15 protein-coding genes are annotated in these 15451 nt (G+C 31.8%); all 15 read right to left on the bottom strand.

Translation table 11 applies throughout. The features are described from left to right. Position 1: 1 nt before the first annotated feature. Entirely contained in the window at positions 2–949 is a 948-nt protein-coding gene (rsgA, locus tag V5787_RS07790) for a ribosome small subunit-dependent GTPase A (RefSeq protein WP_336892683.1), read from the bottom strand. 152 nt (positions 950–1101) lie between these two features. Further along, positions 1102–2184: a bifunctional 3-deoxy-7-phosphoheptulonate synthase/chorismate mutase type II gene (locus V5787_RS07785; RefSeq protein WP_336892682.1), complete on the bottom strand. Its 1083-nt coding sequence runs from the start codon at positions 2182–2184 to the stop codon at positions 1102–1104. Positions 2185–2250: 66 nt separating this feature from the next. Then, positions 2251–3108 carry a prephenate dehydrogenase gene (locus V5787_RS07780; protein ID WP_336892681.1) on the bottom strand — a complete coding sequence of 286 codons (858 nt, stop codon included), beginning with the start codon at positions 3106–3108 and terminating at the stop codon, positions 2251–2253. Positions 3109–3130: 22 nt separating this feature from the next. Next, on the bottom strand, positions 3131–4282 hold the full coding sequence (locus V5787_RS07775; RefSeq protein WP_336892717.1) for an aminotransferase class I/II-fold pyridoxal phosphate-dependent enzyme: 1152 nt from the start codon (positions 4280–4282) through the stop codon (positions 3131–3133). 4 nt (positions 4283–4286) lie between these two features. Then, positions 4287–5099 (bottom strand): prephenate dehydratase, encoded by an 813-nt coding sequence (locus V5787_RS07770; RefSeq protein WP_336892680.1) that lies wholly within the window; start codon positions 5097–5099, stop codon positions 4287–4289. 334 nt (positions 5100–5433) lie between these two features. After that, on the bottom strand, positions 5434–7677 hold the full coding sequence (locus tag V5787_RS07765; protein ID WP_336892679.1) for a tetratricopeptide repeat protein: 2244 nt from the start codon (positions 7675–7677) through the stop codon (positions 5434–5436). A 28-nt stretch (positions 7678–7705) separates the two neighbouring features. Then, positions 7706–8980 (bottom strand): hypothetical protein, encoded by a 1275-nt coding sequence (locus V5787_RS07760; RefSeq protein ID WP_336892678.1) that lies wholly within the window; start codon positions 8978–8980, stop codon positions 7706–7708. Between the two features lie 32 nt (positions 8981–9012). Continuing rightward, complete coding sequence (locus tag V5787_RS07755; RefSeq protein ID WP_336892677.1) at positions 9013–10734, bottom strand: VWA domain-containing protein; 1722 nt, start codon at positions 10732–10734, stop codon at positions 9013–9015. Beyond that, positions 10727–11728, bottom strand: coding sequence for a VWA domain-containing protein (locus V5787_RS07750; RefSeq protein WP_336892676.1), 1002 nt, complete (start codon positions 11726–11728; stop codon positions 10727–10729). The genes V5787_RS07755 and V5787_RS07750 overlap by 8 nt, the downstream gene beginning before the upstream one ends. Then, complete coding sequence (locus V5787_RS07745; protein ID WP_336892675.1) at positions 11721–12203, bottom strand: DUF4381 domain-containing protein; 483 nt, start codon at positions 12201–12203, stop codon at positions 11721–11723. Before V5787_RS07745 ends, V5787_RS07750 begins: the two co-directional genes overlap by 8 nt. 40 nt (positions 12204–12243) lie before the next feature. Further along, positions 12244–13170, bottom strand: coding sequence for a DUF58 domain-containing protein (locus tag V5787_RS07740; protein WP_336892674.1), 927 nt, complete (start codon positions 13168–13170; stop codon positions 12244–12246). Positions 13171–13179: 9 nt separating this feature from the next. Further along, positions 13180–14145, bottom strand: a complete 966-nt coding sequence (locus V5787_RS07735; RefSeq protein WP_336892673.1) for a MoxR family ATPase — start codon at positions 14143–14145, stop codon at positions 13180–13182. A gap of 340 nt (positions 14146–14485) precedes the next feature. After that, entirely contained in the window at positions 14486–14674 is a 189-nt protein-coding gene (locus tag V5787_RS07730; RefSeq protein ID WP_336892672.1) for a hypothetical protein, read from the bottom strand. 73 nt (positions 14675–14747) lie between these two features. Then, the gene (locus tag V5787_RS07725) at positions 14748–15134 is read right to left on the bottom strand and encodes an IS30 family transposase (protein WP_336892671.1); all 387 of its coding nucleotides are present in this window, start codon (positions 15132–15134) and stop codon (positions 14748–14750) included. A gap of 19 nt (positions 15135–15153) precedes the next feature. Beyond that, a partial coding sequence (locus V5787_RS07720; RefSeq protein WP_336892670.1) for an IS30 family transposase occupies positions 15154–15451 on the bottom strand: 298 nt, incomplete at its 5' end.

The raw sequence follows: 15451 nt of genomic DNA, 5'->3' as shown, positions 1-15451 counted from the left end.
ATTATTTTTTAGGAGTATAAATATCTTGTCTAAAATGTTCTTCTTCTCCTTGCATTATTTGAACATAACTAAAATATCTTGAAGCTGCGATCCTATCATCTTCTAAACCTTCTTTGATAGCACATTTAGGTTCATCAAGATGTTTACAATTATGATACTTACACTCTCCCTTAAGTTTGAAAAATTCAGGAAAATAACCTGAGATATCGTCCTCTTCAAAATCAACTATTCCAAAACCTTTTATTCCAGGTGTATCTATTATATACCCACCAAAACTTAAAGAATGCATTTCTGCAAAAGTTGTAGTATGTTGTCCTTGATTGTGCTGCTCAGATAACTCTAAAGTTTTTAAATTCAAACTCGGTTCAATGGCATTTACTAAAGTTGATTTTCCAACACCTGAATGCCCAGAAAACAAGGTAACTTTCCCCTTCATCAATTGCTTAACCTTATCTATTTTTACACCTTTTATGGCTGAAATCTCAATACACTCGTACCCAATAGATGTGTAAATTTCTTCAAGTTCATCTTTTAATTCTTTCGATTCTTCACCGTAAGAATCAACCTTATTAAATAAAATAGTTACTGGAATATGGTAAGCTTGAGCAGAGACTAAAAATCGATCAATAAAACTTGTTGTTGTAGGAGGGTTATCAATAGTCACCAATAAAAATGCCATATCTATGTTAGATGCAATGATATGTGTCCGCTTAGAAAGGTTTACTGATTTACGTACTATATAATTTGATCTTTCATGAATTTTTATAATAACCCCAGTTTCCTTATTAGGTTCCAAGTCGAAATCTACCACATCTCCAACAGAGACAGGATTTGTACTTTTAATACCCTCCATACGAAATTTACCTCGAATTCTACATTTGTGTAATTTTCCCGATTTTGTTCGTACATGATACCAACTACCTGTAGATTTTACTACAACTCCATTCATACATTATTAGCTAATTTAAACTGTTACCAGCTCTGTTATACTTTTTTATCTTAGATACGAAAGGTACCTAAAAGCAAAAATACCACAAAGCTCTCAAATAAATTGAGAAACTTGTGGTATTTTATAACGATTCAAGACAATCCTACAGGAATTTATTTACCTGTCACAATTGTTTCTTGGTGATTTATAGACTCTTGGTGAATTGCTTTAAAAATAAATTCAACAAAAGCATCACTCAAACCTCTAACTACAGCTTCTTTTTTAACAGTTTCTAAAATAGTTGCCCATCTATCATCTTGTAAAATAGAGATGTTTTTTCCTTTTTTCACTTCACCTATTTTCTCAACAACTTTCATTCTCTCGGCTAAAGTATCTAAAATATGATTGTCAATTACGTCGATTTCAGCTCTTAATTCTGTCAATTGATTTAAAGCTTCTCCTTCTGCTTTTGGTTCTCTTACTTTCAAATCATCCATGATTTCTACCAAACGACCTGGAGTAATTTGTTGCGCAGCATCTGACCATGCATTATCTGGATCTACATGAGTTTCAATCATCAAGCCTTCAAAATTTAAATCTAAGGCTATTTGAGAAATTCCTTCAATTCCTGTTCTATTTCCACAAATATGAGATGGATCATTGATTATTGGTAAATCCGGAAAACGTTGTTTTAACTCAATAGGTAATTGCCATTGAGGTACGTTTCTATAACTTGTCTTTTTATAAGAAGAGAACCCTCTGTGAATCACTCCTAAATTTTTAATGTTCGCTGTATGTAAACGCTCAACACCACCTAACCATAAAGCTAAATCTGGATTGATTGGATTTTTCACCAAAACAATTTTATCTGTCCCGTTTAACGCATCAGCAATTTCTTGAACAGCAAAAGGGTTAACTGTTGTTCTAGCTCCTAACCAAAGAATATCGATATCTGCTTCTAAAGCTAATTTTACATGAGCTAAATTTGCAACCTCTACAGCAATTTTCATTCCTGTTTCTTTTCTTACTCTTTGTAACCAAGGCAATGCAACAGCACCTACTCCTTCAAAACCTCCTGGTCTTGTTCTTGGCTTCCATACACCTGCTCTAAAAACAGTAGCATCTGTGTTTTTTAATTCATGAGCAATTTTTAATACTTGCTCTTCTGTTTCTGCACTACAAGGTCCAGCAATCACCAATGGATGGTCTAATTGCATATCGTCTAACCAAGTTCTGAATTCTTTCGTGTTTTCCATTTTAATCTAGTGTTTCTAAGTTTGATAACAAAAAGGGATTGTTATCGTTCCTGCTTTTTGTTTATATTATTGTTTTTTAATTCCGTTTAATATTTCTTTTATATAATTCGTTTCCGACATTGAATTTCGCAATGCTTCTGTATCTTCATTTTCGATCATTTCTTTAAATTCTTGAAGGTTTTTAATAAAGCCTTCCAAAGATGTTAAAATGTTTGTTTTGTTACCCACAAAAATTGGTGACCACATTTCAGGAGAACTTTTTGCCAAACGAACGGTAGATTCAAATCCACTCCCCGCCATATCAAAAATATTTTTTTCGTTTTTTTCAATTTCCAAAACTGTTTTCCCTAACATAAAAGAACTAATGTGAGACAGATGAGAAACATAAGCGATATGCTTGTCATGTTCTCTACTATTCATAAAAATAGTTCTCATGTTTAATCTATTAAAAATTGTCATCGTTTTTTCAATAGACTTCTCACTGCTCAACTCTTTATCGCAAATGATATTTACCTTTCCATCGAACAAATTATAGATTGCTGCTTCAGGACCAGAAAACTCAGTTCCGGCAATTGGATGAACGGCGACAAAATTAACTCTTTTTGAATGCTTTACAACTTTTTTACATATGTATTCTTTAGTAGAACCTACATCAAACACTAGTGCATCTTTTTTAATTGTATTTAAAACTTTTAAAACCAATTGTGGTCCATAATTAACAGGCACTGCAATGACAACAATATCAGCACTTTCAATAATAGAAAAGTCAGAAACCTCGTCAATAACGCCCAAAATCAATGCTTTTTTCGCGTTTTCAGCACTTGAATCAATTCCAAAAACAGTCCAATCGAAATGTTTTTTCAACTCTAATGCCAAAGATCCACCGATCAATCCTAACCCTATAATGGCAACTTTATTCTTCATTTTATATCTCTTTCAAAAATTCCTAAACTATAGAAACTCTTTGTAAAACTTCTTTCAACTTCTCTTCTGGAACACATAACGACAACCTTATATAACCTTCTCCATTAGAACCAAATACAGTTCCTGGAGTTAAAAAAACATCTTTTTCATATAACATTTTATCTGTCATTTGTTCTGATGATATTCCACTAGGCAACTTTGCCCAAACAAACAAACCTTCGCTTTCTTTATTAAACTCACAATTTAAAGCTATTAAGATCTTCCAAATCAAAGTTCTTCTTTTCTCATAAGCTTTGTTCAATGTCTCAAACCAATTTCCTGTTAAACCTAAGGCTTTGATTGCTCCTTTTTGAACTCCATAAAACATTCCAGAATCCATATTACTTTTCACTTTTAACAATTCTGTCAAATATTTATCTGCTCCTAAAACCATACCTACTCGCCAACCAGCCATATTAAAAGATTTACTCAAGGAATTTAATTCTAAAGCAACATCTTTTGCTCCTTTATATTGAAAAATACTTTTAGGGTTATCATTCAAAATAAAACTATAAGGATTGTCATTTACAATTAATATATTGTGTTTTTTGGCAAATGCAATCAATTCAATAAACAGTTTATCTGTCGCTTTAGTTCCTGTAGGCATATGAGGATAATTGACCCACATAATCTTAACTTTAGACAAATCATTTTGCTCTATCTCAGAATAATTCGGCAACCAACCACTCTCTTCAGTCAAATTATACTGAAGTACTTCTGCTCCTACTAATTTTGTAACCGAACTATAGGTAGGATATCCTGGATTTGGAATTAAAACTTGATCCCCTTCATTTAAAAAAGCCATAGAAATATGCATTATTCCTTCCTTAGATCCCATAAGAGGTAATATCTCATTTACAGGATTTACTTCCACATCATAATATGTCTTATAAAAACCAGACATCGCTGCTCTCAATTCAGGAATTCCTTGATAACTTTTATATCCATGCGCCATGGTATCACTCAACGACGACGTCAACGCATCCAGTACTTCTGCTGGAGGACTTAGATCCGGACTTCCAATTCCCAAACTTATAATTGGCTTTCCTTCAGCCATTAATTTACCTACCTCTCTTAATTTTTTAGAAAAATAATATTCTTTAACATCATTCAGTCTATTTGCCTTTAAAATCATCACTTTAACTCTTTTTATATTCTCCTAGCACTTTACAACTAGATACTTTTGTTCTAATATCTTTCAGTGCATTTTTATATTCTATATAATCTATAAAAACCAAATCGGCAAAAAAAGCATATTCCCATGGCTTATCGATAATTGGCAAAGACTGAATTTTTGATAAATTAACCTTATGATTTGCCAATTCTATCAATACTTCTCCTAACGAACCACTCTTATCTTTTAATACGAATTTTATAGAGGCTTTTGTTGGAAACTCAACGATATCTTTTCCTTTTTTCTCAACTATTACAAACCTCGTCTGGTTATTTTTTATTGTTTGAATTTCTGACGCCAATATTTCCAAACCATAAATTTCCGCAGCCAAACTACTTGCAACAGCAGCAACACCTCTTAATTGCTTGTCCGTAATTCTTTTAGCTACATCAGCTGTATCCCTATCCTGAATTAGATTTATGTGAGGATATTGTCTGAAAAATTTTCGACACTGCAACAATGCCATTGGATGAGAATACACTTCTTTTATATCAGAAATTTTCTGTCCTTTCAACGCCATTAAATTATGATGTATTGGTAAATAATACTCTCCAACAACATTTAAATTCGCTTCATCTATCAAGACGTAATTTGGTAAAATAGCACCTGCAATAGAATTTTCTATCGCCATAACTGCTATATCTACAGACTCAGATAAGACTTTATCTGGCATTTCTGCAAAGGTCATACATTCTTCCATTTCATTGTTTTTCCCAAAATAATGTTCGGCAACAATATGATGGTAAGATCCTTTAATTCCTTGAATGGCTATTTTCATATTTTCAATAGATATATAAACACAAAAAAGTCTCGATTTCTCGAGACTTTCTATATTGTATTACTTATTCTTATTTTTACAATACACAGAAAGTCTCTTCTCTTTTAAAAAAATAAAAGAAGAAATAGAAACTATTATATGTAAATGTATTTTTCATTATCTTAAACTGTGCGGCAAATGTAATTGTTTATTTATTATAATTCAAAAAATACACAAATTAAATTTATTTTATTTTGATGAAATATTTTCCTTCATCTAATCCAAACGGTAAAAAAGCATCCCTTTAACTCCTAAAATAAATTTTAGAAAGGAAAAGAAACTACCTCTTAAAAAATCAATGCTCTTTTTTAAAATTATTTTTTTCCAATCCCGACAAAATCTCATGATACCTCGTATTATCAGAATCAATCTCTATCAGAAGCTTACAACTTTTCAAAGCTTTTTCAATTAGATTACTATTCAATTCTGTAATAAGCTTAGCATATAACAATTTTTCATTATTAGGAAATAAATAAAGCGCCTTTTCCAAAACTTGTAAGGATTTATTAATTTTATTCAACTTCTGCAACATAAGTGCATAGTTATAAAAGGCATTGTAGTTTGTTTGATTTTTTTCTGTTGCCAATTTCATATAGTCAATTGCCTTCTTAGGTTGATTTAATTCACTATACAAAAGCCCTAACATATAATACGAATAACCAAATTCTGGTTCTAATTCTATAACTTTATTATACAATTGAATACTTTTTTCCCATTTATTTTTTTGGTAAAATAACAAAGCTAAATTCATTCTTGCAATGTTATAATAAGAATCAATCTTTATAGCTTTTTCATAGGCTTTTATTGCCAAATCTAGCTCGCCTTTAGATTGTAAATACTCTGCAATTTTCAATTGACCACTTGCAAAATCAGAATTCATATCTAAAAAATCTAAATATTCCTTTTCTGCCTTTTTATAAAATTTAGTTTTCTCTGTTTTCACTTTTAGAGTTACTAAATAACTTACCGCTGCAATTCTTACAGAACGAACCGAATCCTTTAACAAGGGTTTGATTTGATTTAAATAAGAAACATCTCTTATCTTTTCAATAGAAGTCACAGCTTCTCTTCTTAACAAAGCTGAAGAGCTATTTAATTTTTCCGCAATTTTTGCAACTTCTTCTCTCGTTGCTCTTTGAGTTATCAAATGTGACATCGCTGTAGCTCTTGAAATTTCAGGATATCCTTCAGAAGATATTAGTTTTAACAATGCTCCTTTATTACCTGCATTTCCTTCTAATAAATAATCAGAAAAATGATCTGCTCTTTTTGTGCCATAATTCTTTACAATGGCCTTTGCTGCCCAATTATTAGTTTTATCCTTATGACAAAAGATACAAGCATTAGGTGTACCGAACTTCTCAGATTGATCAGGTCTTGGAATTCTAAAACTATGATCTCGTCTATGATCATTCCCCATATAAACCTTTCCAACCATATGACAATTGATACACATCGATTGTTTAGAACCTTGTTTATGATGATGGTGTTCTGGTGTGTCATAAGAAGGTATATGACAATTCATACACAAGTCATTTCCTTGTTTTTTCAACTTTAAAGAGTGTACATCATGACAATCCTTACAAGAAACTCCATTATGATACATTTTACTTTGCACAAACGAAGCATATACATAAACTTCATCTTTAATTTGTCCATCCAATTCATAAGTTGGCGGCTCTAATAAACGAGGAATATAATGATCCATAAAAGTCCCTTTATAATCAAAATAACCTGTGATTTGCGTACGTCTAGAATGACACCTAGCACATTTATCAACCAGTTCTTTAGTGTCCATATTCGTTTGCATATACATTTCTGGAGCCTGTTCATTTATTAACGGATTTTTATAATAAGAAACATGCGTAGAAGCGGGACCATGACAAGCCTCACAACTCACATTAATTTCACTAAACGTGGTTTTATAATGACCTGTTTTACTGTCAAAATTCTTTTTAAGATTTGTAGAATGACAATCTGCACACATCGTATTCCAGTTGGACGACGCTCCTGTCCAGTTCAACCATTCATCATGTTTTAAGTTAACATCTTCTTGTAAATGAAACCATTTATTTTCTACAGAATCCCATGCTGTTAATAAACACTGGAAAGCACCATTTGGAAATGCAACAATATATTGCTGTAATGGAGCCACTCCAAAAGTATAGACAATTTTGTATTCTTCCGGAATTCCTTTTTTGTTTGTCGTAGTCACGTAATAATCCTTCCCTTTCATATAAAAAGAAGTTTTCATCTTTTTATGAACAAACTCACTCATATTAAAATCGCCTAAAACTGTGGTTGAATCTGCAACTTTCATTGCCATATCGTGATGAGACCCCATCCAACTAACAGTTTCTTTTTGATGACATTCCTTACATGTTTTAGATCCTACAAATTTAGATTTTGCATGTACATGATTCACCCTAGAATACGATTCTGTTTTTTTTTCATTACAAGAACTAATAAAAGTAATTAAAACAACAATTAAAAACTTGAATTTAAAAAATACACCCTTTTTTCCTCCAATACAATTCATGAATAACTCATCTAATTTATTTGTAAAACTAAGGATTTACCCAGTCACTATTTTCATCCTTGTAATTTTTTTCAGTCTTTAAAAAATTTTCCCTTGATAATTTCCATTCTTTATTAAATTGATGAATAAAATTGGTGTTTCGAGAATTTACAAGATTTTTTTTATAATTTAACACCAACAGGTCAGTTCCAAACTCACCAATAAAACAGGCAAGACTTGGCTCTTCTAAGTTTAATTGATCAATCCACTTATATAATCTTTGTTGTTTTAATTTTATGTCTCTTTCTTTCACAAACAGCTGAAAGAAATATGCTTCAGACTTCCTATACAGCTCTCTATTTATTCTAGCTTTTATAAAACTCCATTTCCCTATCTTAAATACTAAAAAAACTCCTATCAGACACACAATAAAAAATGATAAAAACGTCTTTAACGACCTTCCGAAAATCTCAAACTTGAATTTTTTATCCAATTCAGTAACTACTGTATTTTCCAAATTTTTACGTACGGTTTCCAACATCCCTAAATCTGGATTGGTCTCTACGTTAATAACTCTCTTCTTTAAAACTCTTTTGTACATTTTACTATACCTAGGATTCCACCAAGTAATCACGATTTCAGGAATTGTAATTTCACCTTCTTTTTCAAACAAATAACGTGTTCCGTCAACTCTTTCGGCACTTATTGCCATTTTCGATTTATTGTTTTTTAAAGACGACCGTTTCGGGTATAAACTAACATTATTAATCGTATCCCATTCTATATCAGTAATTAACTCTGAAATAGTCCCGCCAACTTTTATAGTTATATTTCGTTCCAAAACATCACCAACTTTTACCTTCGATAGATCTCCTTTCCAAGAGTCATAAACACGTACAGAAGAAGAAACCATCCAGGAATCTTTATTTATACCTGGAGGGATTGGCTTTACAACTATAGTTTTAGCTCTAGTTTTCACTTTCCTCTTTATCCCTACATATCCTCCTTCATTAGGTGTTTCAACAATAAATTCTAAAGAAGGAAACTCCACATCCTCCTCATTATATGGAAATACATTAAAAAAAAATGTTACACCAGAATACAACCTATTATCAAACTTTTTGGAAGTACTTAAAGAACGAAAATAAACAGTATAAGCTCCATTAATTTTTATATTACCCGGATTCACTCCTTCTGTAAACCAAGTAGATGAATATATAGAGAGACTAACTTCTATCGGTTCCCCTACATAAACAGAAGCTTTATTAAAATGGACTTCTGACCGAATATGTCTCTGAGCTATTAGCGAGAATGAATAAGTCAAAAAAAGGTAAAGTAAAAATATTTTCCTAAGGGTTACCATTTGTTCATTTTATGTTTTGGTTTGACCCCATACTCTTTCACTTGATGTCTAAATTTTCTTTTCAAAAACAATGACGGATCATCATCTTCTTTTTGCATCAATATTTTCGGACCTTGTCCAACTTTCCCCAGTTCAAAGTCATCTGGCAATTCATCCAACTCCTTTCCTTTTCGAATATCAGTATTCGTAATTTCTTCCAATCTTTTTTTCTGCATATCCTTTTCGGTAGCCTCTTGGCCTCCGCCACTTAAATCTTCTGGACTCTTATTTTGTTCATTTTGTGCTTTTTCTTTATTGTTTTTATCCAATGTAGCATCCTCTGGCATTTCACTTGTTCCTTCTAACATGTGCTGAGCAATCATTTTATTTTCTTGCGCAATTTTCATTGTAGGGTCCAACTCAATTGTCTTTCCAAAAGCTAAGGCAGCAGCAACGTAATCACCATTTTTATAATATGACAATCCCAAATTATACATTCCCTCAGCAGTTGTATCTTTTGAAAAAAAACGAATCGCCTCAGTATATACACCAGCTTTATAAAAACTAACTCCTTTTCTTAAAGGATCTTTAAATAAAACCGCAGCCGTTTCATACTTCTTTTTATCAAACTCTTTTTGTCCTTGGAAATCTTTAGTAAACCATAAATCTTTAAACCTGTCCTTTTGAGAACATGAACCAAACAGAATCCCAAAAAGAATAATATATACAGTCATTCCTTTTCTAAAATAAAACAAAATAGATAATGCGAACGGTATTACAAAAAACAACCCTTGATCTTGCCAATCATCTTCCTTTTTCTCTACTTCATCAGTAAATTTTAAATTCTTTTTAATCGATTTTGCAACACTTACCACATCACTATTATCAAGAGTTAAATAATTAACCCTCACTCTTTCTAAGGAGTGCAACTTTTCTAAAACTCCAAAATTAAGTTTCGAATAAACCTCTTTCCCTTGTTTATTCTTCATCTTTGTTTTGTAACGACCATAAGGAATAGTTGATCCTGTACGTGTATTTACAGGAAATATTTCAAATTTAGCTGTTGATTCTTGACTTACTCTATTAATGATTTCAAACGAATTCTCATCAAAATCATCTGTAAATATAATAAAAGTAGCTGGGGCATTTGTAATAGAACTTATGGCAATCGCTTTTTCTAGTCCTGCTTCTAAATCACTACCATAAAACGGCATCACACTGGGGTTTAATTGATTTATATGAGCATCAATCAATGAATAATCGTTTGTTAAAGGCAATATTATATGTGAGGTTCCAGCAAACCCAACCAATGCTACACGAGCACCTGGATTTACTTTCAATAAATCAAGTATTTTAAATTTTGCTCGTTCTAATCGAGTCGGCTGAATATCTGTTGCCATCATACTTTGAGATAAATCCAGTATAAGAACAACTGGTGTTTCTAATGTTTTCCCTGGTATTTCGATCTTCTCCCATGCAGGACCAGCTAATCCAAAAACAGAAACAATAACTGTACTATATAAAACTACTTTCCATATAATTTCCTTCAATTGATTTCCTTTATGAATCATAAAAGGTCGTAAATGTTCAGAAATATTTTTTTTCCATAATATTTCTTCTTGTCTTGAAAAAACAAAAAGAACTACAATTACTAATAATGGAATTAACAACCATAAATACTCTGGTCTTAAAAAATGAAAATTACCTAACAACTCTGTACGTATTATTTCAAACATGACGATCTTTAATTTGTTTTCGATAAAATAAGACAATACTTGTCAATAGCGAATAGCTTAAAAAAATAAACATCGCTAATACCAATGGATATTTATAAAGAAGTGTTCTTGGTCTATAACTCATCTCTTCATACTCTATAGGTTCTAATTTGTCCAACTCTTTATATACCTGATTCAGCTCTTCCGAATCAATAGCTCTAAAGTACTGGGATCCAGTAATTTCAGAAATATCTTCCAATGTCTTTTCATCCAAATCAGAGTTTCCGCTATGCGGATCTCCAATACCAATTGTGTATATTAGAATAGAATCTCTCTTGGCTATTTCCGCTGCATCCAATGGTAATATCCCTATTCCGGCATCAACTCCATCCGTTAACAACAGCATAACTTTTGTTTTTATGGTATCTTCTGCAAATAAATCAACCCCCTTCAGTATAGCCTTTCCAATAGAGGTTGTCTGTCCCGCTAATCCAACGGCCGCTTCGTCTAACAAAATCTCAACCGTTGATAAATCTGGTGTAAAAGGCACTTGAACATAAGCACTTGATCCAAATAGGATTAATCCGATTCTATCTCCTTCTCTTTTTTCAATAAATTCGTGCATCACAGAAGTTACTGCTTGCCAACGGCTAACTGATTTTTCGTCAATTTTCCAATCTTTTTGTGCCATACTAAAAGACAAATCGGCGACTATCAGAAAATTTCTGGAGTTTTTCACTTTTAACTCAGCTTCTCCCTCCAATTGTGGTGAAGATAAACTTGTCAATAATAACAACCAAATTAGGATAAGAACAAACACCTCTAAAACTGACTTCTTTTTCACCAAAGAAGAAGGCCTAGGTCTTTGATTTGTGTATTCTGAAGCCTTTTTAATATTTGGTATTAATAATGATGCACTTTTTATCTTTAGCGATGGAGTCATTAAAAAAATCAAAAGAGGTAAAGGAACCAACCAAAACACCCAACTATTTATGAGTTCAAAATTTTCAGGCATGAGTATTTATCCATTTTACAGTTAAATCTACAATTTTAGCACGTTCTTTCTTATCAATTTCTCCAGTTCCATAAGACGATTTATCAAACACTAAAACACAAGTATAGAATGTTGTGTATTTGCTCTTAGAATCTAAAAAATTCAACCATTCTAACCCATATAAACTTGCCACTTTCTCTCTTCCATAAACCTGAATCGCAGTACGCTTTAATAGGTAATTTGAAAAATTAACAACTTCGTTATTTTTCAAAAAAGACTCTAACCTATCAAAATTATTTAACTTTTTTATTACCTCTCTTCGATAAGAGTTCTTTCGATATTTTACTACCTGAAGTACTAATAACACTAAAATGCTAATTAAAATGATTGACACACAAAACTTCCAGCCTATCGCATCAAAAGAAAAAGGAACTGCATCAGGCTCTATCAAAGGTCCCAAATCCTCAGTTAATTGTTCTTTTTGTAAAGCTACCATGAACAAAAATTGAATCTGATAAAATAAGCATAAAAACATATTAACTTCCTTTAAAGATATTTTTAATTTGATGACTCACATCTTCCACTGTATTTATTTTGAATATTGGGATTCGATGTTTTTTCATTTCAGCTTCAAACTTCAGATAATCATTATCAAAACCTTTTTGAAATTTATTTTTTATTTTTTTCTCCAAACCATTTATTAACAATTGATTTTTTCCATCTCCACCTACATACTTCACAGGAATTAATTCACGCTCTAATGAGTCATAGACCTTAGCCAAAACCACATCATTATGAACTGACATATAAGAGATATGTTTGATTACTTCTTCAGAATACCGATGAAAATCTCCAATAATAAAGATCAAATAATCATGAGTAATAATATTCCTTATCCTCTCGAAAACTCGTTTGATACCCAATTCAAATCCTTCAGGATTCGAATCTTTCAGCTCTCTATTTCTTTTGACTAACTTCTCAAAAAAGAGCAGGATATTTTTCCTGTTTCTTTTGGGTAACACAGCATCTACACCGTTATCTCCAAAAACGATTCCACCAACTCTATCTCCTTCTTTAGCAACTTTAAAAGCCACAATTGCAGCGAGTTCAGCTGCAACAACCGATTTGGTTTTATGCTGACTCCCAAAAAACATTGATTTGGTTTGATCGACAATTATCAAGACTGGTTTTTCCTTTTCCTCAGTGAAAATTCTTAAATGTGTTTTTTGTGTTCTAGCCGTAACCTTCCAGTCAATATTCCGTACATCATCTCCAGGAACATAATTTCTCACTTCTTCAAAATCCAACCCTCTTCCTCTTAATTTAGAAGCATGCTTTCCTCCCAAAATACTTTTAACTCTTTGCTTATTCGCCAAAAGGCTAAAGCTCTGGGATACACGCTCCATTTTGATCAAATCATTCAGAGAGACAAAAACATTCTTAGGAAATGGTTCATTATTCATGATAAGCTATTATCCAATTACCGCAACTTGATTTAGAATTTCATTCAAAACAGTTTCAACAGAAACCCCCTCAGCATTTGCTTCATAACTCAAACTAACTCTATGTCGTAAACAATCGTGCATTACGGATCTAATATTATCTACAGACACATAATTCTGACCAGACATCCAAGCATGTGTTCTTGCAGATCTATCTATTGCAATTGTACCTCTCGGACTTGCTCCATATTCTATCCATTTTGCCAAATCTTTAGTATATTTTTCGGGAGTTCTAGTTGCTGAAATTAGATCTACAATATAACGTTCCATATTTTCGGATATAGAAACATTGGCAATCTCTTCTCTAGCTTTAAAAACAACTTTTGGATCTAATTTTTTTTTTTCTTCCTCTTTTATACCACTCTGCTCCTTACGATTCAATCTCATAATCAACAATTCTGAATTGTCATCGGGATAATCTATTGTTACATGCATTAAAAATCGATCCATCTGAGCTTCCGGTAAAGGATAAGTTCCTTCTTGTTCCACAGGATTCTGAGTAGCCATTACCATAAACAAAGGTTCCATTTTATAGGTAGATCCCGCTACAGAAACTTGTCCTTCTTCCATCGCTTCCAACAAAGCAGACTGCACTTTTGCAGGTGCTCTATTAATTTCATCAGCCAATATAAGATTGCTAAATATCGGTCCTTTTTGAAAAATAAATTTTTCCTCTGAGTCAGGTTGATAAATTTCCGTTCCTGTTATATCTGAAGGCAATAAATCGGGCGTAAATTGAATTCTACTCAAACCACAATTCAACTCTTTTGCTAATGATTTAATCGTTCTTGTCTTAGCCAAACCTGGCAAACTTTCAAGAAGTATATTTCCGTTTGATAATAAAACCAAAACCAACCTGTCTATTAGTTTTTTCTGACCAATAACAGATTTAGACATTTCTAACTTTAATCCATTGATTTGTTCGAGTGCACTCATTCTGAAAATTTAATAATTGAATAACGTTCTAAATAGATATAAAAAAACAGACTAAGAACGATTGTAAATATAAACAAAAGCACTACATAACTAAAAAACAATCGTATAAGTATGATTCTATTTCTAATTAACAAACTACTAAAAAGAGTTTAGCGATGCTTTTGCTATATTTTACTTTAGTACCACGAAGAATCTTATTTTCAAAAATTGTACAAATTATGCCTTTATCAGTTTGAATATTTAAAAACAAATACAAACTTTAAATCTTCTATATTTTTTTAGTAGGCAGGGTTCAATTAATCTAAATCAATATATTATTAGACCAAACAGAATCCTTTGACTAATGAATTAAAATTCGTAGAATAATAAACACAAAAACAATCAAAACACAAGCAATTCCAACTTTATAACCAACATTTTTATAATGTATTTTATGATGTTGAACATCTTTTCTATAACTCCAAATCATCATGGAGATAAAGGCTACAACAAAGAAACCTGCAAATACCAATTGACCACTACTAAACATAATTTTGTATTTTAGGTAAAAATACTCAAAACAAGGAGGATCTCAGCTTTTTCCAATATAAAAAGAGCTGAATTCAACTCATAAATGCAACTTCTTCGTTAAACAATAATTTATTCATTACAAATATAGGGGTTTCGTATCCAAACCTCTTCCTTGGTCTATTGTTTATCTTTGTTTCTATTTCATATATTCTTTGTTCAGTAATGCTTCTAAAATCAGAACCTTTTGGGAAATATTGACGAATCAGGCCGTTTAGGTTTTCATTAGATCCTCTCTCCCAAGAATGATATGGGTGAGCAAAGAAGTAATCAACATTTAAGTTTTCTGCTACTTTTTGATGTCCAGCAAATTCTTTTCCATTATCTGCTGTAATGGTGTGTAAATAAGGGATCCAGTCTTCTAATAGGTCATTTATTGCAGTAGTAATAAATGCTGCTTCTTTTGATACTACTTTTTTCATTTTAAATACTCCTGAAGCTCTATACATTTATAGTTAAAATTGCTTGATTATGATTTTTTCCAATGATTAAGTCAACCTCTAAATCTCCAAAACGCTCTCGCTTATCAACAATATCAGGTCGTTTTTCTATACTTACTCTATTTTTTATTATACCTCTAGTATCCTTACTAGCACCTCTTTTTCTATATTTTCTACCTTGCCTTCTAAGATGCATATGAAGAGTCCCTCTATTCTTCTTATCAGCCCAAATGTGTTGATAAATTCGTTCAACAGAAACAGTTTGATTTCCTTCTTTTTTGAAGACTCCAACAATCTGT

The organism is Flavicella sp., from assembly GCF_037132785.1.
Taxonomy (GTDB): domain Bacteria; phylum Bacteroidota; class Bacteroidia; order Flavobacteriales; family Flavobacteriaceae; genus Flavicella.
This window is presented reverse-complemented; position numbering and strand designations above follow the sequence as displayed.

Bases quoted from the DNA above. Each gene is read 5' to 3' on its own strand.
- rsgA (WP_336892683.1), bottom strand. From the start codon at position 949: ATGAATGGAGTTGTAGTAAAATCTACAGGTAGTTGGTATCATGTACGA.
- V5787_RS07785 (WP_336892682.1), bottom strand. From the start codon at position 2,184: ATGGAAAACACGAAAGAATTCAGAACTTGGTTAGACGATATGCAATTA.
- V5787_RS07780 (WP_336892681.1), bottom strand. From the start codon at position 3,108: ATGAAGAATAAAGTTGCCATTATAGGGTTAGGATTGATCGGTGGATCT.
- V5787_RS07775 (WP_336892717.1), bottom strand. From the start codon at position 4,282: ATGATTTTAAAGGCAAATAGACTGAATGATGTTAAAGAATATTATTTT.
- V5787_RS07770 (WP_336892680.1), bottom strand. From the start codon at position 5,099: ATGAAAATAGCCATTCAAGGAATTAAAGGATCTTACCATCATATTGTT.
- V5787_RS07765 (WP_336892679.1), bottom strand. From the start codon at position 7,677: ATGAATTGTATTGGAGGAAAAAAGGGTGTATTTTTTAAATTCAAGTTT.
- V5787_RS07755 (WP_336892677.1), bottom strand. From the start codon at position 10,734: ATGTTTGAAATAATACGTACAGAGTTGTTAGGTAATTTTCATTTTTTA.
- V5787_RS07750 (WP_336892676.1), bottom strand. From the start codon at position 11,728: ATGCCTGAAAATTTTGAACTCATAAATAGTTGGGTGTTTTGGTTGGTT.
- V5787_RS07745 (WP_336892675.1), bottom strand. From the start codon at position 12,203: ATGGTAGCTTTACAAAAAGAACAATTAACTGAGGATTTGGGACCTTTG.
- V5787_RS07740 (WP_336892674.1), bottom strand. From the start codon at position 13,170: ATGAATAATGAACCATTTCCTAAGAATGTTTTTGTCTCTCTGAATGAT.
- V5787_RS07735 (WP_336892673.1), bottom strand. From the start codon at position 14,145: ATGAGTGCACTCGAACAAATCAATGGATTAAAGTTAGAAATGTCTAAA.
- V5787_RS07730 (WP_336892672.1), bottom strand. From the start codon at position 14,674: ATGTTTAGTAGTGGTCAATTGGTATTTGCAGGTTTCTTTGTTGTAGCC.
- V5787_RS07725 (WP_336892671.1), bottom strand. From the start codon at position 15,134: ATGAAAAAAGTAGTATCAAAAGAAGCAGCATTTATTACTACTGCAATA.